This window comes from Syntrophaceticus schinkii, assembly GCF_000946815.1.
Classification (GTDB): Bacteria; Bacillota; DSM-12270; order Thermacetogeniales; family Thermacetogeniaceae; genus Syntrophaceticus; species Syntrophaceticus schinkii.
In genome coordinates, this window is record NZ_CDRZ01000005.1 from 1 (window position 1) to 21,434 (window position 21,434).

At 50.1% G+C, this 21,434-nt stretch carries 24 protein-coding genes, 2 tRNA genes, 1 other RNA gene and 2 pseudogenes; 1 reads left to right on the top strand and 28 read right to left on the bottom strand.

The features are described from left to right. Positions 1 to 890: methionine--tRNA ligase (gene metG, locus SSCH_RS00585; RefSeq protein WP_044663772.1), on the bottom strand; the 890-nt coding region annotated here is incomplete at its 3' end. Between the two features lie 221 nt (positions 891 to 1,111). Here metG and SSCH_RS00590 point away from each other — a divergent pair. Continuing rightward, entirely contained in the window at positions 1,112 to 1,360 is a 249-nt protein-coding gene (locus SSCH_RS00590; RefSeq protein ID WP_044663773.1) for an AbrB/MazE/SpoVT family DNA-binding domain-containing protein, read from the top strand. Between the two features lie 394 nt (positions 1,361 to 1,754). Here SSCH_RS00590 and rsmI read toward each other — a convergent pair whose 3' ends face one another. From rsmI to SSCH_RS19725, 27 genes and pseudogenes are all read right to left on the bottom strand, one after another. Further along, entirely contained in the window at positions 1,755 to 2,591 is an 837-nt protein-coding gene (rsmI, locus tag SSCH_RS00595) for a 16S rRNA (cytidine(1402)-2'-O)-methyltransferase (protein WP_044663774.1), read from the bottom strand. A gap of 45 nt (positions 2,592 to 2,636) precedes the next feature. Continuing rightward, positions 2,637 to 3,371, bottom strand: a pseudogene (locus tag SSCH_RS00600) (PSP1 domain-containing protein); the annotation flags it as partial. 41 nt (positions 3,372 to 3,412) lie between these two features. Beyond that, entirely contained in the window at positions 3,413 to 4,309 is an 897-nt protein-coding gene (locus tag SSCH_RS15925; RefSeq protein ID WP_052835152.1) for a DNA polymerase III subunit, read from the bottom strand. Between the two features lie 158 nt (positions 4,310 to 4,467). Beyond that, positions 4,468 to 5,121 carry a dTMP kinase gene (tmk, locus tag SSCH_RS00610; RefSeq protein WP_044663775.1) on the bottom strand — a complete coding sequence of 218 codons (654 nt, stop codon included), beginning with the start codon at positions 5,119 to 5,121 and terminating at the stop codon, positions 4,468 to 4,470. 4 nt (positions 5,122 to 5,125) lie between these two features. Then, positions 5,126 to 6,562, bottom strand: a complete 1,437-nt coding sequence (locus tag SSCH_RS00615) for an aminotransferase class I/II-fold pyridoxal phosphate-dependent enzyme (RefSeq protein ID WP_044663776.1) — start codon at positions 6,560 to 6,562, stop codon at positions 5,126 to 5,128. 696 nt (positions 6,563 to 7,258) lie between these two features. Continuing rightward, on the bottom strand, positions 7,259 to 7,489 hold the full coding sequence (locus SSCH_RS00625) for a sigma factor G inhibitor Gin (protein ID WP_044663778.1): 231 nt from the start codon (positions 7,487 to 7,489) through the stop codon (positions 7,259 to 7,261). A gap of 404 nt (positions 7,490 to 7,893) precedes the next feature. Further along, positions 7,894 to 8,139 carry a hypothetical protein gene (locus tag SSCH_RS00630; RefSeq protein ID WP_156972003.1) on the bottom strand — a complete coding sequence of 82 codons (246 nt, stop codon included), beginning with the start codon at positions 8,137 to 8,139 and terminating at the stop codon, positions 7,894 to 7,896. A 32-nt stretch (positions 8,140 to 8,171) separates the two neighbouring features. Further along, on the bottom strand, positions 8,172 to 8,366 hold the full coding sequence (locus SSCH_RS00635) for a hypothetical protein (protein ID WP_044663780.1): 195 nt from the start codon (positions 8,364 to 8,366) through the stop codon (positions 8,172 to 8,174). A 200-nt stretch (positions 8,367 to 8,566) separates the two neighbouring features. Then, positions 8,567 to 8,839 (bottom strand): 4Fe-4S dicluster domain-containing protein, encoded by a 273-nt coding sequence (locus SSCH_RS00640; protein ID WP_044663781.1) that lies wholly within the window; start codon positions 8,837 to 8,839, stop codon positions 8,567 to 8,569. Positions 8,840 to 8,842: 3 nt separating this feature from the next. Beyond that, the gene (locus tag SSCH_RS22190; protein WP_269746078.1) at positions 8,843 to 9,112 is read right to left on the bottom strand and encodes a 2-oxoacid:acceptor oxidoreductase family protein; all 270 of its coding nucleotides are present in this window, start codon (positions 9,110 to 9,112) and stop codon (positions 8,843 to 8,845) included. Then, entirely contained in the window at positions 9,013 to 9,414 is a 402-nt protein-coding gene (locus SSCH_RS20620) for a 2-oxoacid:acceptor oxidoreductase family protein (RefSeq protein WP_269746079.1), read from the bottom strand. The genes SSCH_RS22190 and SSCH_RS20620 overlap by 100 nt, the downstream gene beginning before the upstream one ends. Positions 9,415 to 9,416: 2 nt before the next feature. Next, on the bottom strand, positions 9,417 to 10,166 hold the full coding sequence (locus SSCH_RS00650; protein ID WP_044663782.1) for a thiamine pyrophosphate-dependent enzyme: 750 nt from the start codon (positions 10,164 to 10,166) through the stop codon (positions 9,417 to 9,419). 4 nt (positions 10,167 to 10,170) lie between these two features. After that, positions 10,171 to 11,268, bottom strand: coding sequence for a transketolase C-terminal domain-containing protein (locus SSCH_RS00655; protein ID WP_044663783.1), 1,098 nt, complete (start codon positions 11,266 to 11,268; stop codon positions 10,171 to 10,173). A gap of 68 nt (positions 11,269 to 11,336) precedes the next feature. Further along, positions 11,337 to 12,017 carry a P-loop NTPase family protein gene (locus SSCH_RS00660; protein WP_044663784.1) on the bottom strand — a complete coding sequence of 227 codons (681 nt, stop codon included), beginning with the start codon at positions 12,015 to 12,017 and terminating at the stop codon, positions 11,337 to 11,339. A 210-nt stretch (positions 12,018 to 12,227) separates the two neighbouring features. Next, positions 12,228 to 12,497 (bottom strand): pro-sigmaK processing inhibitor BofA family protein, encoded by a 270-nt coding sequence (locus SSCH_RS00665; protein ID WP_044663785.1) that lies wholly within the window; start codon positions 12,495 to 12,497, stop codon positions 12,228 to 12,230. Positions 12,498 to 12,519: 22 nt separating this feature from the next. Then, positions 12,520 to 12,771 (bottom strand): DUF2508 family protein, encoded by a 252-nt coding sequence (locus SSCH_RS17900; protein ID WP_052835153.1) that lies wholly within the window; start codon positions 12,769 to 12,771, stop codon positions 12,520 to 12,522. 91 nt (positions 12,772 to 12,862) lie between these two features. Next, a complete protein-coding gene (locus tag SSCH_RS17905) occupies positions 12,863 to 13,006 on the bottom strand; it encodes a hypothetical protein (protein WP_156972004.1) in 144 nt (47 codons plus the stop codon). A 136-nt stretch (positions 13,007 to 13,142) separates the two neighbouring features. Further along, positions 13,143 to 13,742: a recombination mediator RecR gene (gene recR / locus SSCH_RS00680; protein ID WP_044663787.1), complete on the bottom strand. Its 600-nt coding sequence runs from the start codon at positions 13,740 to 13,742 to the stop codon at positions 13,143 to 13,145. A gap of 33 nt (positions 13,743 to 13,775) precedes the next feature. Continuing rightward, positions 13,776 to 14,093 carry a YbaB/EbfC family nucleoid-associated protein gene (locus SSCH_RS00685; protein ID WP_044663788.1) on the bottom strand — a complete coding sequence of 106 codons (318 nt, stop codon included), beginning with the start codon at positions 14,091 to 14,093 and terminating at the stop codon, positions 13,776 to 13,778. A gap of 3 nt (positions 14,094 to 14,096) precedes the next feature. Further along, positions 14,097 to 16,052, bottom strand: coding sequence for a DNA polymerase III subunit gamma/tau (gene dnaX / locus SSCH_RS15930; protein ID WP_052835154.1), 1,956 nt, complete (start codon positions 16,050 to 16,052; stop codon positions 14,097 to 14,099). A gap of 503 nt (positions 16,053 to 16,555) precedes the next feature. After that, an RNA gene (gene ffs, locus SSCH_RS17130) (signal recognition particle sRNA large type) lies at positions 16,556 to 16,820 on the bottom strand. Between the two features lie 19 nt (positions 16,821 to 16,839). Continuing rightward, positions 16,840 to 16,916 (bottom strand) — tRNA-Arg (locus SSCH_RS00695). A gap of 15 nt (positions 16,917 to 16,931) precedes the next feature. Then, positions 16,932 to 17,026: transfer RNA gene (locus SSCH_RS00700), tRNA-Ser, on the bottom strand. A gap of 403 nt (positions 17,027 to 17,429) precedes the next feature. Then, complete coding sequence (locus tag SSCH_RS00705; RefSeq protein ID WP_044663789.1) at positions 17,430 to 18,503, bottom strand: alcohol dehydrogenase; 1,074 nt, start codon at positions 18,501 to 18,503, stop codon at positions 17,430 to 17,432. Between the two features lie 496 nt (positions 18,504 to 18,999). Beyond that, entirely contained in the window at positions 19,000 to 19,356 is a 357-nt protein-coding gene (locus SSCH_RS00710) for a Na-translocating system protein MpsC family protein (RefSeq protein WP_044663790.1), read from the bottom strand. 176 nt (positions 19,357 to 19,532) lie between these two features. Next, positions 19,533 to 20,600: an MFS transporter gene (locus SSCH_RS00715; protein ID WP_232294123.1), complete on the bottom strand. Its 1,068-nt coding sequence runs from the start codon at positions 20,598 to 20,600 to the stop codon at positions 19,533 to 19,535. Between the two features lie 10 nt (positions 20,601 to 20,610). After that, positions 20,611 to 20,838 (bottom strand): annotated as a pseudogene (locus tag SSCH_RS19725) (MFS transporter); the annotation flags it as partial. Positions 20,839 to 21,434 lie beyond the last annotated feature (596 nt).

The following is a 21,434-nucleotide window of genomic DNA, read 5'->3' on the forward strand; positions in this document are numbered from 1 at the left end:
TCTTTCCCTCCCTCTAAGAGCAGCCAACCATGTCGAAATAGTGCGCGGCGAGAGGGATGATCCGCACGCATCAACACAATCGGCCAGATCACCGAATGAAAGCGAACGATATCCTTGGCCATCAGGTGTACTGTATGCGGCCAGTAATGTTCAAAGCGCGGATCCCCATCCTGCCATCCTAAAGCTGACAGGTAATTGACAAGTGCATCAAACCAGACATAGACCACATGCCCCGGTGCAAAGGGGACAGGGACCCCCCATTGGAAGGTTGTCCTGGATACACAGAGATCCTCCAATCCGCTTTTGATGAAGTTAACCATTTCATGCCGGCGAGAAGCAGGCTGGATAAAATCGGGGTTTTCTTCAATATAGCGCAGGAGTGGGTCCTGGTACTTGGACAGCTTGAAAAAGTAACTCTCCTCTTTTACATGCTCCACCGGCCGCCCGCAGTCCGGGCAGTTGCCGTCCACAAGCTGGCGCTCCAGCCAGAAAGCCTCACAGGGAGTACAGTACAGGCCCTCATAAAAGGACTTGTAGATATCCCCTTTATCATATAGCTTTTGAAAGATGGTCTGGACTGCCTTCTGGTGGCGGGGTTCAGTTGTGCGGATAAAGTCATCATTTGTAATCAGCAGCTGTTTCCATAATTCCTGAAAGGATTCCACAATGCGATCCACATAACTCTGTGGGTCCATACCGCTATCCATGGCTTTTCTTTCGATCTTCTGGCCGTGTTCATCTGAACCGGTTAGAAAAAAAACATCATAACCCCGCATTCTCTTATAGCGGGCTATACAATCCGCGGCCACAGTGGTATAGGCATGCCCGATATGAAGTTTGTCGCTCGGATAATAGATGGGTGTTGTCACATAATAAATTCGATCACTCATAATCTCGCCTGGCTGAAATGAACAGCCAGACTTTACTCCTTTCGTCATTTTATATGTCTTAAAGATTTATTATACCAAAAAAGTGAGGTATCAGCCATTTTTGAAAAAACTTTAAAAAAAATTAATATTTTTTTTGAAAAAAGGGGTTGACTGTTAATGGTAAAGCTGGTATGCTTTCCTTAGCGAATCTTGTCGAATAATAAATGGAGAGGGGGAGTAACATGAAGTCGACTGGTGTCGTGAGAAAAGTGGACGAGCTTGGTAGAGTGGTGATACCCATCGAGCTGCGCCGTACTCTGGGTATCGCAGAAAAAGACGCACTGGAGATCTATGTTGACCAGGAAAAGATCATCTTGAAGAAGTACGAGCCAGCATGTATTTTCTGCGGAAATGCTGATAATATCACTCATTTCCGAGGCAAAAACATCTGTCAGGACTGCGCCAGAGATATGGTCCGTGAGGCTGGCTAAGATCAGCCGGCTTGTCTCATTTTTATGACAAAAAACCATAATAATGGCTCATAAGAAGCGAGCCAGGGCGCCAGAAGGCACCCCTTGCCTGTTGAGAGTAGTGAGACAAGCAGAGAGCCTCCAAAACCCCCTTATATAATTAGGGGGTTTATTTTTTTCAGACCGATGCACTGGGGACGGTTCCCGGCGCATTTCTGCCAGGTACACAAAAACGGAAGTCAGAAACCGGAAGTCAGAAGTCTGAAGTATCCGGAAACTGCCTTGTGTTACTAAAGAGCAGACATAGCCGGCTATATAGACGAACCGCTTTAGATAGCTGAGTTTTTCCAACAAACCTGAAATGCGGATGTCGAAAGCCGGAAGCCGGAAGCCGGAAGTTTGAAGGAACTATTTATTATTTATGATATGCCCTGTACACCTTGCTCTTGCTCAGCCCCAGGGCACGCCCCACCCCTTTGCAGGCATCATGAACCCCTGCTCCTGCCTTGATCAGGGCATCTACAGCTTCACAGATCATCTCAGAATCCTCTGTAATATCCTCTTCTTCTCCTGCTTGCTTGCCCTCCACAACAAGAGTGATTTCACCCCGGGGTGTGGCTGAAAAATATTCATAAGCCTCCCCAAAGGAGCCGCGGAATACCTCCTCAAACTGCTTGGTAAGCTCCCTGACCACAGCCACCCTCCGTTCGGCACCCCAGAGAGCACAGAAATCCTTGATCGTATCCCGGAGGCGGTGTGGAGACTCATAAAATACACCTGTCCAGGAATTAGCCTCCAGTTCCTCTAATAGATCTTGCCGCCTCCCCCTTTTTGCCGCGGCAGAAAGCCGATAAAGTAAAAGGGAATGTGGCATGCAACCCGAAACAACCAGTGCAGCGATAACCGCGGAGGGCCCCGGCAGAACAGTTACCTGATGTCCTGCGGCCAGGGCCTGCTGCACCAGAATATACCCTGGATCCGATATAGCAGGGGTTCCGGCATCACTTACCAGGGCGATTTTCCTCCCCTGATCCAGTTCTGCTAAGAGGAAAGAGGCCTTCTCTCGTTCATTGTGCTCGTGGTAGCTGGTTGTTTTAGCAGCGATCCCATAGTGAGTCAACAGCTTCCGGGTATGGCGGGTATCCTCTGCTGCTATCAAATCAACCCGCCCCAGGACCTCCAGGGCGCGTCCGGTGATATCATCCAGATTCCCCAGGGGTGTGGGGCAGATATATAGTATCCCTATTTTCAATCACCCCTCACAACACCCTGAATTATCTCCCCGCTGCTCCTCTTCCTTTTTGGATTTTTCACGCTTACAGTTATAGTGTTCATTTTCATATTTCAAACAGCACATCAGGCGACCGCAGGAACCGCTGATCTTGCTGGGATTCAAGGAAAGGTTCTGACCCTTGGCCATGCGGATGGAAACCGGCTCAAAATCCCCCAGCCAGGTGCAGCAGCAGAGCTCCCTCCCACAGGGACCGATGCCACCCAGAAATTTGGCCTCATCTCTGACCCCAATCTGCCGCAGCTCGATCCGTGTCCTGAAAACAGAAGCTAGGTCCTTGACGAGTTCCCGAAAATCGACACGCCCATCAGCAGTAAAGTAAAAGAGTATTTTCCCCACATCAAAAGTAAACTCCACATCGATCAGCTTCATAGGCAGTCCATGTTCAGCAATCTTCTGCTCACAGATGCCAAAGGCGTCCTGAGCATGCCGCTTATTATCTTCAATGATCAGCACATCATCAGCAGTTGCCTTCCGAATAACCCCCCGCAGAGGAGGGACCACCTCTTCCACCGGTATTTGCCGTGGACCCACCACAACAGTACCCGCCTCGATCCCCCTCGCTGTTTCCACGATCACCAGGTCATCCGGCTTGAGAGCTTCTTCCCCGGTTTTAAAATAATAAACCTTACCCGCCTCACGAAATCTCACCCCAACAACTTCAACTGTACCGCTCTCCGGAAGCTCAATCTCTGCGACAGCATCATTATCATCTTTATCAATCTCCTGATATTCACTCATAGAACATCCCTACCTTTATCACATTTTGACCTTTAATGTCATTACGGTCCTGGTTTACGCAGCTTTCTCTGCGCCAATGGATCAAGAAAGGGATCAAGAGAACCGCCCCCCTGATCTCTCTTTCTCTGCACATGGTAAAGGGTAACTGCCAGCACCAGGGGCACAGAGGCGTTGTCATCCAACTGTTGCGACCCCTTGAGCAGCAATTCCAGGGAAGCAGCGGCCGCCATCCCCTGAGAGGATGCACGCTGCATCCGGTAGTCCCGCTCGAACTCACCCAGGAGATCCTGCAACAGCCTCTGGGCAGCAGGCCGGTCATTCCCCAGGAGACGAACTTCCTTGAGCAGTTCCGCGGGAGTCCCATCTCTGAGCAGCGCCGCAATTTTACTGCTGGCTTTCTGGTCATCTATTTGATCATCCGCAGCTACTTCTACCCGGTTTTGTCTGGCCTCCCGAAAAAATACCACACGGCAGCGGGATACAATGGTCTGCAATAACAGGCTTTCATCCTCGGTCACCAGCAGAAAGACTGTGCCAGGCACCGGCTCCTCCAATACTTTCAGCAGGCTGTTAGCAGCGGGGACTGTCATCAGCTCCGGCTGCTCCAGGAGAAAAACCTGGTGCCTGCCCAGATCCGGGCTGTACCGGAAAAAGGAATGCCATAAGCGGATCTGGTCTATTTTCAGTGAACTCCCTTCCGGCTGCAAGGAGTGGTAATCCGGGTGTCCCCCGCGCTCCCAGGCCTGGCAGGAAGCACATAAACCACAGTGCCCCCCATCTACCGGATCCTGACAGAGCAAAGCCTGGACAAAGAGTGGCACTATCTCCCTCTTTTGTTCCGAAGAGCGGCCAGCCAACAGATAGGCGTGGGCAGGTGAGCCTTGACGCAGATCCTCCTGCAGCAGCCGTGCAGCAACACTGTCACCCCAATTTCTCAAGCCCTTCACCCCTCTCAAAAATAGATGTCAGAGGCCGGAAGTCGGATGTCGAAAATCACCAAGAAACGCTTACACTGGTTCCACAACATTATTTGACTTCGGCTACTTTTTCATCTTCATTTCATCTTCAGCTGATGCCACCTGGACGACATGGACACCTACTCAAAAGCCCCTCCCTGATCCCTGCCTGTGAGGTATGCCATCACATACTCCTGGATCTGCTCTTGAACTAACCTGGGATCAGCGCTGGCATCAACAACCTTAATCCGTCCCGGGAATTCCCTGGCCATTGAAAGGTAGCCATCCCTCACTCGCCGGTGAAAGCTCAAATTCTCCTGTTCCAAGCGATCCCTCTCCATCTCCCCTGCGGAACGCTCAAGCCCTTCCTCCGGGGGGAGATCAAGCAAAATGGTGCAAAATCTTCCCAGTTTATTTAAAGCGAAGTCATTGACCGCACGCAGCATTTCCAAAGGGAGACCACGCCCATAACCCTGATAGGCCAGACTGGAATCCACAAAACGATCACAGAGGACAACCTTGCGCTCTCTCAATGCCGGCAGCAGCACTTCACCGACAATCTGCGCCCGGGCCGCGGCATAGAGCAGGGCCTCTGTCACCGCCGACATTTCATTGTAGCAAGGGTCAAGCAGCAGTTGGCGGATCGCCTCTGAAAGGCGCGTTCCCCCGGGCTCCCGGGTCTTAACCACAGAATACCCAGACTCTTCCAAAACCCGGGCTGTCATCTGAATCTGTGTGGTTTTACCGGCCCCGTCGGGCCCCTCAAAAGTAATCAGTTTCCCTGGATGTTCCACTCCTTCAACTCCCTGTGACAATTTTGATCGAACCCCGGCTCTTCCCGGGCCAAACACCACCGGCAGCATCCCATTCTTGAAGAAAATCAAGCACTTCTTCCCCCACCCTCTCCCCTGGGCAGAGCACAGGCACACCCGGGGGATAGGGGGCAATCACTTCAGCAGCGGTTTTACCCAGGGCACTTGCAGGCGGTAGCAGGGAGTGTTCAGCAAAAAAGGCATCCCTGGGTGTGATCACCTGCCGCGGTATGGGCAGCTGCAGGGGATCCGGGATGAAATGACCGGCTGCAGATCTGCTGTTTGTGCAAGCCGCAGCCATAGCATCCAGCCCCTCCAGCAGGGCACCTGCTGCTTTTTCAACACCCGCAGGCCCCAGGATAAGAACGATGTTCTGAAAATCAGCCATCTCCACAAGAATCTTGCGCTCTCTGCACAGCCATTCAGCAGCCTCAAACCCTGTAATCCCCAACTTTCTTACATTAATAACGAGTCTGGTAGGATCATACTCGATCACACCGGGTACTTCCTGCAGTTCTTCACCCGGGGCCAAAATTCCTGGAATACGGGAGATCTCCTGGCGCAGTCTTTCGCCAAGCAGAGCGGCAGTATCCCACTTCTCTTCCTCCAGCCGGCACTGACAGCGCGCCACATCAAGAGAGGCCATCAACAGATAAGATGGGCTGCTGGACTGAACCATGCGCAGGGCATCCCGGATTCCCTCCAGGTCACTCTTATCCTGACAGTGAAGATAAGCCGATTGTGTAAAGGCTCCCAAAACCTTGTGAGCCCCCTGGGCAGCAAAATCAGCTCCTGCCTCCAGGGCCGTGAGAGGGAAGTGAGGGCTTGTGCCAAAATGTGCCCCATGGGCTTCATCCACCAGCACTGTACAATTATATCGATGAGCTGTCAGCACCTGCTGCCGCAGTTCTCCCGCCAGCCCATAGTAACTGGGGTGCAGCAGAACAATTAATGCCTCCTCATCAAGTGCGGCCAGACAGCTTTCCAAATCTGTGGCAGTGATATGGCCAGGCAGCCCCAGCGCGGCATGAGATGACACCGGAAGATAAACAGGATGTGCTCCGCTGAGAATAATGCCATGAATAACTGCCTGGTGGCTGTTCCGCGGGAGCACCACCTTGCTGCCCGGACGGCTTTTGGCCAGAAGAACAGCCAAAATACCTGCGGTGGTACCATTCACCAGAAAAAATGTCTCTTTTGCCCCAAAGTAAACCGCTGCCTCCTGCTGTCCCTTCTCAATGATCCCCTGTGGATCATGCAGATTATCCAGCCCCGGCAGTTCGGTGAGATCCATCTGAAAGACCTCATCACCCAGCAGCTGTCGCCACTCGGCTAGTGCTCCCCATCCCTGCTTGTGTCCGGGTGTATGGTAACTCCGGTAACCTTCTGCAATATGGCTGAGAAGGCCTGCCAGCAGCGGCATTTCGTTCTTCCGGATGTGCCTCACCCCCAAAAAAGTTAGATACTGAAAGTCAAATTAGTAGTTGGTCGTTTGTCGTTAGTCGTTGGAATAAACCGTCCCGGGGATTCCCTCGCCAAGTTAAGGTAGCCATCCCTCACCTACCGGTGGAAGCTTAATTTCTCCTTCCGCCTTCGATAGGCGTCTACCTGGGTAAATAGATATCGGAAGCCGGAGGTCAGATGTCGGAAATTTCATGGAACTGCTTCTACTGGTTCCGCAACATTACATAACTCCGGCCTCTGTTTTCATTATCTGCCAGTGCGGCCTGAACAGCACAGGCGTCTACCTGGATTATTTCCTTGTAGTTATTTTACCATATCCACTATCCACTTATTGCTGCCAGCAGCTGCTTTGCTTATTACTTATTGATAAATTAAAAAAGCGTGTCCAAGGGAGGCTCCCTGTCACGCTAATAGAAAATAGGCCTGTTCTCATCTGCCGGTGCCGCTCAGATAGCATGTACTCCTACCCTGAAAATAGAGGTGGGAAACCTGAAGTCGGGGTCGGATAGTAACAGGAACTGCTTCCGCTGGCTCTGCAACACTCCTGACTCTGGCCTCTGTTTTCATTATACGCCAGTACTGCCCGGGCGGCATGGGTATCTACCTGAAAAAAAAAGAAACCAAATATCGAGGACGGACGATATTGCGGACGATATTATTGTTGAACCCAAATCTTTTTGATCTTTTCCTTCAGGTCAAAATAGCGACGGTCACCCACCCGAGTGCGCACAATCTCTTTTTCACACCGCATACAAAGAAAACATCCTGAAACCATTATTCCCCCGGCAATACCCCTGGGAGGTGTTTCTTCACAGATCACACACACAGGCAGCAGAACCCCCATCTGCCCGGAAAATCGCCGTTTTGTTCTTCTGGAAGTCACCATTTTCGCCCTCCCACTTTATCTTCTCTATTATATGCAGAATCGCTGTTAAGCTACCTCTCCCCCCTTACTTATTATACGCAGGGGCAGCAATACCAATCCCTCTTAAAACAAAACTGAATCGGCACAGGCGGACAATAGGCAGCCCGGCCTCCAACTGTTCATCCCTCTCAAAATAGATAGTACCTGTGCCGTTTTATTGGGAAACCGGCATGAGAAAAGATGCCTAAGCAATGTAAACAATGCGAAACCAGCAAAAGCGGTTCCTGGCAATTTCAGACCTCTGGCTTCCGGCTTCCGGCTTCTATTTTCCGAATAGGCATTCACTTTCAGGCATTTATTCCAATACATGCCTGAAACAACGCCTTCCAGGCTCCCCATGTCTTATTGTATAGACAGGAAAAGGCTCAGTTTATTCCAGCAGGGCATCTGCGTTTTATCCCACTGCTAGAATCTTTCCTGTGACCCTTCATGTTTTTGCCGCTTGAACTGTCTCTTTTGGTTTTCAAATACTCCAGTGCTTTGAAATTTGCCCAGATGTGCTGATTGAAGCATTGATCACAGAGATAATACCGCGTTCCTCCAATATCTCTTGGCCTGGCAAGCTTGTTCTTGCAGGCATAGCAGACCATGCCTGTTGAGGCTTTTTTCATCCCAATCATCCCCCACTGATTATTGGAAAGAATCATCCACGTGCTGCTTTTATTGGCACATAAAATGTTGATGCTGTGCACTTTTTTAAAGCACGGTAAACAAGTGTTACTACTATAGTCTTATATAGTCTTAAGCCAAGAGTCCTGTTAATGGGCATATTCGCCATATTTCCTAAAATTCCTCCTTCATCCAGGTAAAATTTATTAGATATTTTTAATTCTGGCATTTATGTTCCTCCTGGCACCCCATTACGATCATCCGCCGGGAATGCCCACCCTTTTACCCGTGACTTCAGTCGTGGGAGTACGTCAACTGCCGGCAAACAGATAGATGCTTCCTTCAGCACGAGCAATAGAAGACCATTTGTTCCCATAAAAAGGAGCCAGTTGTTTGTTACAGCTGGCTCCCTGTTCTTATTCACGCAGCTTAATTTTCTTTCTCATCCCTGGCTTTGCGCACGATAGCTATCGCACAATCCGGGCAGACCTGTTCACAGATGCGGCAGGCCTTGCACTTCTCCGGATCCGCAACTACCGTAGGAGTGCCGTAGACACCCAGTTCATCTGACCAGCTTAAGGCCTCTTCCGGGCACTTCTCCCGGCAGAGTCCGCAGCCTTTGCAGAGCCCGGGAAAGATGCGGAACAGTGCTTTCCCTTTGTGAACATCTTTTTCTATAAACTTTATGGCTGTTTTCTCCATTGATCAGGCCACCCCCGTTCCTGCAACCATTTCATAGCCCCTCTCCAGGGCTTTAAAGTTCATCTCCCGGAGCTTGGGGTTCTGTTCGAATTTATAGCCCAGCTTTTTCTCGATGGCCTCTTTTGCCTTCTCTAAGGTCACCACATGGGTGGCACCGATGACCGCTCCCATGATCAATATATTGAACACCCGCGGGTGCAGTTCTTTATTGGCTGTTTCCAGGGCGGGAATTGCCAGAACCCGTTGGGCGTTTTCCGGCAGGTCATCTTCCACACCCTCAATTCCTGCATCATAGATAAACACTGTCTGGGGCCCGCGTACATCCCCACACGGCGGACGGCCCGGTCGCTCAAGGCGATGACGATATCACCGGTTTTGAATTTCGGTGCCCCGATCTTTTGATCTCCGATCTGCACAAAGGCGATGGATACTCCACCCCTCTGTTCCACCCCGAAGTTGGGAATATAGAGGATCTCTTTGCCCTCCATGGCTGCAGCCTCGGTCAGGATCATGGCCACTGACTGCACACCCTGGCCACCTTCACCAGCTAATGCGATCTTAACAGCTTTGTCCATTCCTATCCCTCCTTACCTGTTGGTGTTTTGAGTTCACCAGGAGGATATTGTTTCGTCATCTCGTTCTCGAGAAATGCCCAGGTTTGTTCGGCATTGGTGCGCCAGTTTGTAGGGCAGGTGGAAAGGGCCTCTACAAAGGAGAATCCCCTCCCGGCTATCTGGTTTTCCAGGGCTTTCTTGATGTATTCTTTCAGCTTGCGGAATCTGGCCACGCTCCCCCGGGCCACATAGGCGCCATCCTGGGAGATGGCTGATACCATCTCAGGACCCATCATGGGGTAGCCGGCTTCAAGTACATCCCTGCCGTAAGGGGTGGTTTCTGTTTTTTGGCCAGGCATGGTAGTGGGGGCCATCTGTCCGCCGGTCATGGCGTAGTTGGTGTTGTTTACTAAAAGCACTGTGATCTTGTCATCTCTGGTGGCGGCATTGACCAGGTGCTGGGAGCCGATGGCGTATCCCCCTCCATCACCCATATAGGCCACAACGATCAGTTCAGGATTCGCTCTTTTGATCCCCACCATCACTGGGGTTGTTCTCCCATGGTGTGTCTGAACTGAGTCCACATTGAAAAAATCCCAGGAAAGAAGGGAGCACCCGATGTCACACCCGAACACTACTCGGTCCTGGATCCCCAGTTCATCGATCACTTGACCCAGTGCCTTGAGGATCAGACCGTGCCCGCAGCCGGGACAGAACTTATGGGGTTTTGTCTCCAGATTCCAGCTTTTTGGAATTTTCGGCAGAACTTCCATCCCTTTACTCCTCCTCTCCCAGTATTGTCTTTACATCTGCAACAACCTCTTCCGGTGTGATGCCCACACCAGGGCGCAAGTGCGTTTTAATAGGCACATCCATGCCATAGAGGTTGTCCTTCACAATTTTAAGCAGCTGGCCGTAGGATGACTCCACAACCAGGAGCTGCTTTGCTTTTGCCGCAGCCTTGCGCAGTTCTTCCCGGGGGAAGGGACGCAGTGTGATGGGTCTAAAATAGCCCACCTTCAACCCTTCCTCTGCCAGTTCTCTGGCTGCCATCGCTGCGGATCGGAAAACGATTCCGTGGGCGATGACCAGGAGATCTGTATCCTCTGTGTTGAATTCCTCATACTCGATGATCTCAGGTGTCATCTCTTCGTACTCTTTGATGTCTTTGGAAAGCACATCCATCAGCTCTTCTTCGATGTTATAGGTATTGCGGAGGTGAGCCGGTGCGCGGTCCTCACCGGGTGTCCCCGGTTTTCCCACAAAGGCTTCTGTAGGAACCATTTTCTGGCCTTTCTCCTGTGGGTCATAGAGCACCAAAGACTCTCGCATCTTGGCCTGGTAGCCGTCAGCCAGAACGAATGTCGGAAAGCGGTACTTCCAGGCTGTATTGAATGCTTTGATGGTGTAGTCAAACAGTTCCTGGTGGGAGGAGGTGGAGTACACCACTCTTAAACCCTCTCCATTCCCTCCGAAACAGGTCAGGGTTACCTCCTGCTGGGAATAGATCACTGTGGCTGTGGATGGGCCGCCACGCTGCTGAACCACAACAACTGTAGGGATACGCATCGCTTCTGCCATGGACATCGGCTCCTGCATCAACACATTCCCCGGCCCTGCTGTTGCTGTAAAGGCTCTCCTGCCGGCAAGTACACCCCCCACTGTGGTAAATCCGGCTGAAAGCTCGTCCTCTGTCTGTAAAAATTTCTTATCGTACTTCGGGGCCAGCCGTGTCCAGTACTGCATGATCTCATTCTGTGGAGTAATGGGATAGCCGTACATGATCTCTGCCCCGGCGGCGAGAGCAGCCCAGGCGACGGCTTCATTGCCGGTCATAAAGGCTTTTTGCTCTCCTTGAATCGGTTTTTCTCCCACTTAATTAACACCCCCTGTGTGTTTTTTTTACTTATTTATATCTTAAAATAAAAAATCCGGTAATACCACTACCAAAAGGCCTGTGGTAAATACCGATGCAATCTACGCACCGGGTGCCCGTACCAGTCGGTTTCCCCCACCGCCGCGGCTAACTGCTCCATCACTGAGGTGGCAACCACCGGCAGTCCGAGAACAACTGCGGCTTCTTTTACTACCCGAGCACCCTCCTGCACAAACCCTAGATCTGTCTCTTCTCCCAGGTGGGAATTGTTGATTAGGCCGTCAACTCTTTTAAGTGATCGCACATGCTCAACGATATCGGTAACAGCAGCGGTCATGGGTCTGGCAATATTGATCACTGCATAAACCTTGAGATCCCGTTCCTCGGCTGCTCCCTCTACCAGGTTGAGCACCTGTACGCCAGAGGCACCATAGCCGATATCAAGGATCACATCACCGGGATGACGCAGGCAAAACTGCACCTCCGGTTTTAGGATATTGCCTGTTTCCCCTAACCCTACCAGTTCACCGGTATCCCAGGCCAGTACGGAAACCCCCTCTTCCCCCAGTATCTTCTTCAGAGGCCTGAGGGTATAGCATGGCTCCACCAGGTCAAGGTCGACCAGTGTCACCCTCCTACCCTGGCGAGCAAGTTCCACTGCACGGTTAACAGCATTTTCACTTTTCCCACTGGCGTATTCTCCGGTATACGCCTCCAGCACACGCGACGGAGATTGCTCTTGCTTCATATAAATTACCTCGAATTATCTTACATGTCGCCGGTCCGGTTCTCTTTTTGACAGCCGAACTTGCTATAGTTATTTTTCCCAGTACCTTGACTTTGAGTATATAACGAATAAGGGAGAGAGGTCAAGAAAATATGATGCTCTTCAAAGTACTGACGCATAAAAAATCGCCGCATACCTGCTCTGCTAAGAACCGTGCCCCCTTAGATCCCCCTACCCTGCTACAGCCTTCAAGGCAATGAGGAGCAGCAGGCCGGGAAGGCCTAACAGTCCCACGGTCAGGGCACTGGCAGGATTTACTCCGAGAGAAAAACCCAGTAAACCCAGTGAGCCGGCAGAGAAATTGACCAGAAGAAGAAAGACGCATCCTAAGATTAGCCGCAGTCCCATGTATAAAATTATACGCAAGGGCTTCCATAATGCCTGTCCCACCAGAAACAACAAAAGAAGGCCGAACAGCACCCCCAAAATAGTACCAACCATCACTTTCCCTCCTTAAACCTCCTTAAACCTCTTTTCTCTCCTCTTTCCACATCCTTTCCATCAGGTAAACATAGCGTTTTTCTGCGGCTTTAAGGGAAAGGATGGCATAATCAACCAGATCAGGGTCCGTAGCCTGTTCGAAAAAGTCACGTGCTGCCAGCCATTCGCTGTGCGCCTCGGTCAGAGCCAGGTAGTCGTCATTAAACTTGTTCCGCTCCTTGCTTCGGAACACCTGGGTTAATGAACGGTTTTGGTTTATCAGCCGCGCTATCATCGCAAAATACCTCCCTGGCAAGTTGTTAGGGTTTTTCTTTATTATATGTGTTAACATACAAAAACTTGCCATTGGAAGAGGTAATTTATTCCTATTGCATTGCTGCGCTGTTCTGGGGCTGTCCAAGCACCGGATCATAGAGTGCAAAAACCTGGCCTTTAACCCTGAGTCTGGCTGTCAGATCATCATCTCCGGTGATTACTGCCCTGTGATTTTTGTGGTAACTTCTCTGCATTTGGTGGTTGGCAGCTGGATAATAATGTCTGTTATATTAAAGTGGATCACCAGGGCTCGCCTACTGATCCTCCTGGTCCAAAACGGCTCCGGATTTTTTCAGACTTCCGACCTCCGGTCTCAGACTTCCGTTTTTTCTATAGCTCCTGCCTGCCTAACAGGGATCTGCTCAATGTAGCGGTATCGGCAAACTCCAAATCCCCCCCTACAGGCAACCCGTGGGCGATCCTGGTAACTTTAGGCACCAGCGGTTTAAGTAGCTGAGCAAGGTAAATGGCTGTCGCTTCTCCCTCCACATTAGGGTTGGTAGCCAGGATCACCTCACTGGTTGACTCCTTGGGGAGGCGGTGAAGCAGCTCCGTAATCTTGAGGTCATCAGGGCCGACCCCATCCATAGGCGAAAGAACCCCGTGCAGCACATGGTAAACCCCTGGAAACTCCCCGGTGCGCTCGAAAGCAATAATATCTCGCGGCCATTCCACAACACAAAGTAAAGACCTGTCACGCCTTTCATCCCGGCACAGCTCACACGGGTCCATATCTGTGATGTTCCCACAAACAGAGCAGAAAAAGATCTTTTCCCTGGCCTCTGTAATCGCCCGCGCTAAGGCATCAGCCTCCCCGCGGGGTGCATGCAGGAGATAAATGGCCAGGCGCTGGGCGGTTTTCGGCCCGATACCCGGCAGTTTTCGCAAGGCTTCAATAAGTGCTGCCAATGAGTTGGGATAAAGATGCAAAACCGATCACCTGCATTTCTCTAAACATTTCTGTTAAAAAACCCCTGGTATTTTCAGCCCACCTGTCACCTTTTCCATTTCCTCCGCTGCTTTTTCCCTGGCGCTCTTTAAAGCCTCATTGACTGCAGTCAAAACCAGGTCCTCCAAGAGTGTGGGATCATCAGGATCAGCTGCTGCAGGATCGATGTGTACCTCCTGCAGTTCCTGCTGGCAGTTAGCCACTACCTTGACCACACCTCCGCCGGAACTGGCCTCAACAGTGAGCTCCCCCAGCTCTTCCTGGACCCGGGCCATCTCCTTCTGCATTTTCTGGACCTGCTTCATCATCTTCTGCATATTCCCAAAACCCATTTTTCATTCGCCCTCCTTTTTTTTCTTGATGATCTTACCATTAAAAATCGTCAACGCCATGTTTAACAACTCACTGCCCGTGGTTTCGTGATCCCGTATAGGTGACGTGGAGATATAATCGTTGTCACCTTCGGTTGCCAGGGTGTCCCCTAAAGCCACTTCCAGCTGGAGAGAGCATCCATATTCCTGAAGGCTTTTCTGTAAGGTTTTCAGGTTCTCCTCTCCCCTGATCAGATCACAGCCGAAGGAAGGTGCCAAAAGCAGCAGGCTGCCCCCTTTTCTCCTGAGTTCGCATTTGGGCAGAACCCCTGCCAGAATGGGCTGCTCTGAGGCATTACTTATTAGGAAATCATGAATAGCTGTAAGATCAAGATTTACATCGGCAGCCGGTAAGGCCTGCTCTTTGGGGGACGGCATTTCTTTGGTTTTCATAGGAACAGCCCCCTTTTGCTGCCTTATGGCCTTCTTCTCAGGAGGCTGTGTTTCTCCTGACTTTTCAAGGCCTGCTGCCTTTTGTTGCTGCTGTAATGATTTCTCCCCGAGGGATGGTGCCTGAGGGGCTGCCGCCTCTTGCTGAATGTTCCTCTGCGGAACAGGCGATGTCGAGGGCTGAGCCGATGCTGCCTGCTCCCTTACTGCCTGACTGGTTGCCTGCTCCCTCAACACCTGGCCGGTTGCATCTATGCTTCTCTTTTGTAGGACGCTTTCTTGAAAGCTGCCGGTAGTATTCCGGCTTTCCTCATCCTGGCCGGTTGCATCCCTGGTTCTTTTTTGCAGACGGTTTTCTTCTATGGCAACGGTAGTATTTTGCCTTTTCACTGTCTGGCGTGCCTGTCCGGATCCTTGCAGGCGGCTTTCTTCTGTGAGATCAGCACTGCCCTGCCTCTTCACTCCTCGACCTGCTCCTTGTTGCGAGGGGCCTTCTCCTGAGGTGCTGACAGCACCTGTCAGCCGCAGAAGTGTGAGTTCCAGGAGAAGATCCGGCCTGTGGCTCCATCTCATCTCCCCTTCTGCAAGGGCAATCCCCCGCAGAAAACGCGCATAAAATAATTGTTCCTTTTTTTCCGTATCCTGACTAAAAATCAGGTCACGCACCTGATCCGCCAGCTGTAAGAGCACCTGGCGCGGATCAGCTCCCCGCGCAAAAAGAGCATCCAACAGCTCTAAGAGCCCGGGCACATCCCCTTGAGCAACTGCGGCTATAATCTCCTCCAGTTCCCCTTTCCCCAGAGCACCTGTCAAGAGTTCGATATCTTTGCGCCGGATCTGCCCCCTGGTAAAACTTGCAGCCTGGTCCAGCAGTCCCAGGGCATCACGTAGTGCACCACTTACCTGGCGGCTAATCAACTCCAGGGCATCATCCTCAACAGACCAATCTTTCGCCCGGGCCACTTTGGCCAAATGCTCCTTGATCACAGGACGGCCGAGACGCCGGAAGTCGAAGCGCTGACAGCGGGATAATATAGTCAAAGGAACCTTATGTGCTTCTGTTGTAGCCAGAATGAACACAGCATGTGCGGGCGGTTCTTCCAGTGTCTTCAATAGTGCATTGAAAGCCTCTCCGGTTAGCATATGCACCTCATCAATGATATAAACCTTGTACCTGCCCCCACTGGGAGCCATGCCCACCTTCTGCTTGAGATCGCGTATCTCCTCGATCCCGCGGTGAGAGGCGGCATCCATCTCTATGACATTGAGAGAAATGCCATCGGTGATCCCCTGGCAGGAAAGACAATTGTTGCAGGGTTCGCCATCCTTAATGTCAAGGCAGTTCAGTGCCTTGGCCAGGATGCGGGCCGTGCTGGTTTTCCCCGTTCCACGGGGACCGCAGAAAAGATAAGCATGTGCTGTCCTCTCCATGAGCACAGCATTCTGCAGAGTGCGGCAGACATGCTCCTGTCCGATGACTTCCCGAAAAGTTTGTGGGCGCCATTCCCTATACAAAGCCAACTGTTCCATCCAGACCCCCCCTGATCGATACAGATTAAATATAGTACAACTGCCGCCTATAAGCAATAGTCGTTGGTGGTTGGGACCAGCCAGGGGGACGGTCCCTTTGGCAGGTCCGTGCACCGGGGGAAGCCCAGCACCGACCAAGGGGACGGTGCCGAATTCTGAGAGTAGCACACAAGGGGAACATAAAATTCGCAGGGTTCAAAGACAAACAATGCTATACAAGCGCAACGCAAAGGTAACAATTCGTATCATATATACAATATATACAAAAACGCGTGCACTGGGGCAGTCCCCCCTGTACACGCTCACGCGGCCATCCATCGGGGCCAGGCTTGCTTTATTGCTTTAAGATAGCGGTGTCAATCCTTTCTCCGACCTCCGACATCCGGCTTTCATTCCCACTTCCAACCTCCCGCTTCCCACATATCATTTTGCGTAGCCCGGCGACATTACAATCGCTTTAGACAACTGAAAACTTTTCCAACCACTAACCACTAATATTATGGCCGTGCACCTGTCTCCGAATTACACCTTCCAGGCGGTACCGGTACAGTTAGCTCGGTTCAGGCACTCCCACGGCACCCAGGATAGTCCACTTACCGCTGCTTCCTTCCGGACCTGACGGGGTTCGTGGGTTCCTGCTGCGTGGGACCCAAACGTCTACACCACTTATACCGGGCAGCCCCACAAGGCTAACCCTCGGACAGGAATTCGACCCCGCTATAGCGGACTGCGGGTTACAGGGAACCGCTACCTCCCCATCTAGCACGACCAAAATTATTTTTTCAACTGGCGCGCCCAGAGGGAGTTGAACCCCCAGCCTACAGATCCGAAGTCTGTCGCTCTATCCAGTTGAGCTATGGGCGCAGGCAGAGAATAATATGGCGGAGAGAGTGGGATTCGAACCCACGAGGCGAGGTTTTGCCCGCCCACTCGATTTCCAGTCGAGCGCTTTCGACCAGCTCAGCCATCTCTCCGCGATGCTCTTTTCAATTATATCATCTTTTTTGGCACAAGCAAAGACACAAACACAGACGCTATCGCAACATGCCGCAGCCGTTTGTGCACCCTAGCATAACAAAAAAAATGCCTTCATGTCAAGTGGAATGGAAGGCCGTCAGTGCTGCCGCATCAAAAATCGCCGCATACCTGCTCTTCTCAGAACCGGGGCAGGCGCTCAAACACCTTAGGCAGCGCCATATTTTCGACTCATGCGTCATCCCTGACGGCCTTGGGTAAGATTTATGCGTGAAGTGACACGGCATTATCTATCCATGGCCGATAAAAAAATAAAGTGCCGCCTGTAGCCATCAGGCGGCAAATGCTAAATTATTTGAGCATGACTCCTGTTGTGATGCAGGAGAGATGATAATTTAGAAATTATTTTTCATAAGGAGTAACTACCCATTTCAGGCAGTTGTCTTTCTTGTTGCCAAACACATCATAGCCTTTGACGATATCGTTTAGCGGTGCCCGATGGGTCATCAAAAACTTTGTGTTTATTCTCCCGCCCTGAATCAGCTTAATTAGCTCAGGCATACGGTTCATCGGGACAAAGCCCATGCTTATACTTATGTTTTTAAACCAAATATCAGCCATCGGCAGTGTCACTGGACCTTCATAAACCCCTATGGTAACAACATTTCCGCCCATTCTAACCGCCTGACATGCTTGTACCAAAGTTGGTTCAAGGCCAATACACTCGAGAACCACATCAGGGCCAAGTCCATCTGTTAATTCACGGCACTTTTCTGTAACATCGACTTCGTCAGGGTTAAGCGCAAAATCAACAATGCCTTCTTTTAAGCACACATCTAATCTGGACTGTACCCTGTCAGAAATAATGATTTTAGACGGCCCCCATAACTTTGTGGTTATCGCAGCACACATTCCAACCGGACCGGCGCCTATGATAAGTACGGTATCACCAGGCTGAATATTGCCCTTTTCTGTGGCAAAATAGCCTGTTGAAAGAATATCTCCGACAAAAAGCATGTCTTCTTCAGTAAAACCGTCAGGTATTTTATACATGGTATTTGCAGAATGCGGCACACGAATGTACTCGGCCTGACACCCATCAAGCTTCAACTCACCCATATTTGTTCCAAAACAGGTGCAATCGGGATCAAGACATTGGAAATGCAGCCCCCGTTGACAGAAATAACAGTCTCCGCAGAAGGGAAGACAGGAGACGGCTACTTTATCGCCGACATTAAACTTGGTGACGGCGGAACCGAGTTCCACGACTTCCCCGCAGAATTCGTGCCCAATAATCTGCGGAGGCTGAACATAGGTGTGGCCGCCTACAATATGAATATCGCTGGCACAGATAGTGGATAGTGTAACACGCACGATGGCATCAGTAGGTTTTGTGATCTTCGGTACCGGGGCATCCACGATATCAATTCCCTTATCCTCTTTCCATAACAAGGCTTTCATGGTTCTTTGCAACATTTCAACTCCTCCTATTCTGTTTTTACCCTTTTCCCCGCAAAAGAAGCCAGAAATCACCTCTGCCTTAAAAAAACAATAAGACCAGCGTTTTAAACTGACTAGAATCAGTTAAAACTTGGTCTTTCTGAAGCTACCCTTAGGTTTCCCCACGAACTACCATTTTGGCACACTCTCTGTTTGAGGCATCTCCACCGCAATATAGCCGCCATCAATGATTAAAGAAGCTCCGGTACAAAACTCATTTTCGCCTAAGAAAATATTACGTGGGCGGTTATTCACCAAAATTTAGTCATCGAATCTGTTCAACGTAGTTCTATAATAGTTGTCTGCCGCAAAGAATCTCTATTAATCACCTCCGTGAAAAATATTTGATTATAAAACAAAAAACCAACATTTTATAACAGCAACCCGCACTGTCATAAAAACATTGGTCTTTCCGAAGCTACACTTATGTATGTTTCTTCAAGAACAACCCGTATCAAATTTTCTTTTATTATTATAGCACGTGATTGAAAACAATCAAGTGGCCGGCAAAATCATTTTCAGGATCTATATCATAACTGTGATAAACGACTTTTGCCTTCAGCGTTTCCTCAAAATAGGGTATATTATCAATAACATGTTGGTCCCCTACCTGCCTGCGCGATGCTCTGACTATTTCTTTTCCATTTGGAGTATTCACTATATATTTTTCAGGTTCTGTTAAAAATCCTTTAAGCCGAATTATTAGCATATCTTCAAAGATGGTAATTTTTACCTCATCAACTCCCCGACCTAAAATTCTTTTGAAATACTGAATCATATACGTTTTAATTTCGTGTTGCAATTTCCGGCGCTCTTGGTCTAAGAACAACTGCACCGCCCCCCGTTATTCCCATGCAACTTAGGTATATTGTGATTTTTCCAAAAAATCTATACTGGCAGGAATCCTCGTGAGCAGCCATTTTGGCCTTGGGGGTTCAATACTGATAACGGCAACAACTTTTGCCTTCAGTGAATTTTTCCGAATTCCTTAAACCAGTTAACCAGTTAAAAAAACTCCGCTTCCCTCCATATATTAACAGCACCTGTTTCCTTGAGCAGAAAGATGCAGGCCACTGATATAACTATAGCTGCCAAAAGGATCAGGAAACCATTGCGGTAGAGGGTGATATTTGTTAAAGTGCTGCCAACCCTGTCGAAATACATCCCTACGAAGATCGGCAGAACTGCAGCACCCAAAAACCCTCCGGTGTTAACAATAGAAGTAGACACACCGGCCAGCTGCGGGGGATTGACCTCTTTGGCAACTGCAAAAGTGAGAATAAATGTGGCACAGCTGAACCCCATCAGGAAGAACAGCGGATAGAGAATTCCTACAGGTGGCTTGCCCCCACCGCTGAAAATGAGCACTGCCCAGGTTGCCAGATAAACGATCCCGAAGCAGATCATCGGTTTTTTCCTGCTCTTCATCCGGTCAGAGATCACCCCAATGGCAATACTCCCCAGCGCCAGTCCAAGAGTTGCGGCCATGGGATAGTTTGCCGCGGTGCTTTTGGATACACCATAAACATCCATCATATAAGAAACTCCCCAGGTTCCGGAAAAAGCGATATAAGAGCCTAAAAACCCCGCAAAAATAATAAATCCCGGCCAGGTATAGGGATTGCTCATCACTGCAGCCAGGGACTGCCAAAAAGAGGCTTGCTTTTTCGCGCCTGCATTTGCCCCTGTACTCGCACCCGTACTCGTGCCCATATTCGCGCCTTTATCCGTGCCCCTATCAACAGCCTTGCTGGATGGTTGTGCCAGAGCCGGCACCAGTTCACCGGGAGTGTTGCGGATAATCAGGTAACAGAGAACAGCTATCAAAAGAGAGACCACTCCGATTACAGCAAAGGTGTGTCTCCATGTGAAAAGAGCAACCATAAAAACCAGAGGTGTCTGAGCGAGGAGCCCCCCCAGATTGCCGATGAATGAGGTGACACCCGACATGGTGCTGAACTCCTGAGGCCGGAACCACTGGTCCAGTATCTTCAGGATACAGACAAAAACAACGGCAACACCAACCCCCCACCAGAAGCCTTCCCAAAAATGCCCACCCCACAGATGGAGCATACCCAAAGATGAGGGAGCCCGCTCCGGCCAAAAGCATACCTGTTGTCACTGTTTTGCGTGCCCCCCAGGTGTCTGCCAGAATTCCTGTGGGAAACTGCATCAGCATATAGGCATAAAAATAGGCAGCACCCAGATTGGCAAAGGTGGCATTGGAGATATTGAAGGCATCCACCAGGTTGTCCTTCACCACCCCAGCCGCCATCCTGTGAAAAAAGACAACAATATAAGCCAGAGCCATAGTGCCCCATACCAACCAGCGGTAGCTTTTAACCCGATCCTGCAGACTGCAGCTGCCGCACTGTACCTTGTCCTGTGCGGTATTAGAACTGTTCAAAATTGCGCCCCCCTCATCTATTAAGTGTCCCGCATAAAAATTCCCCGTTTACATCAATTTACGACAGAAGTGGTTCAGGGAAAATTCAATACTGCTCACTGTAGTGCTATCCTACCGGACTTCTCCACAATCAGCAGGAAGTTTAGCGCAGTAAGCATCTGTTTAATTATACATAATATACAGAAAAATTTGTATTCATTAAGCCCCTTTTTTCACGGCTAATTCATGATACTATTTACTTCCATATCATCTTGAGTTCGGTTTTTTAAAAATGGAGTTTAGGTTAAATCAATTGCGGTTTTACCGCATTGTCGGCCCGTGAGGTTCCGCTTCGCTCCTTTCGTCGATTCTGAAAGCATAGGAAAACCAGCCATACCATTGCGGTGATGGACAGTCAGTCCCTAATGCCTCTTTGGATACTCACGGGAATTCTTTTAAATTATAGTTTGTCCTTGATTAAGTTCAGTACGCTTAAACTGAATTCTTTTAAAATTTAAATT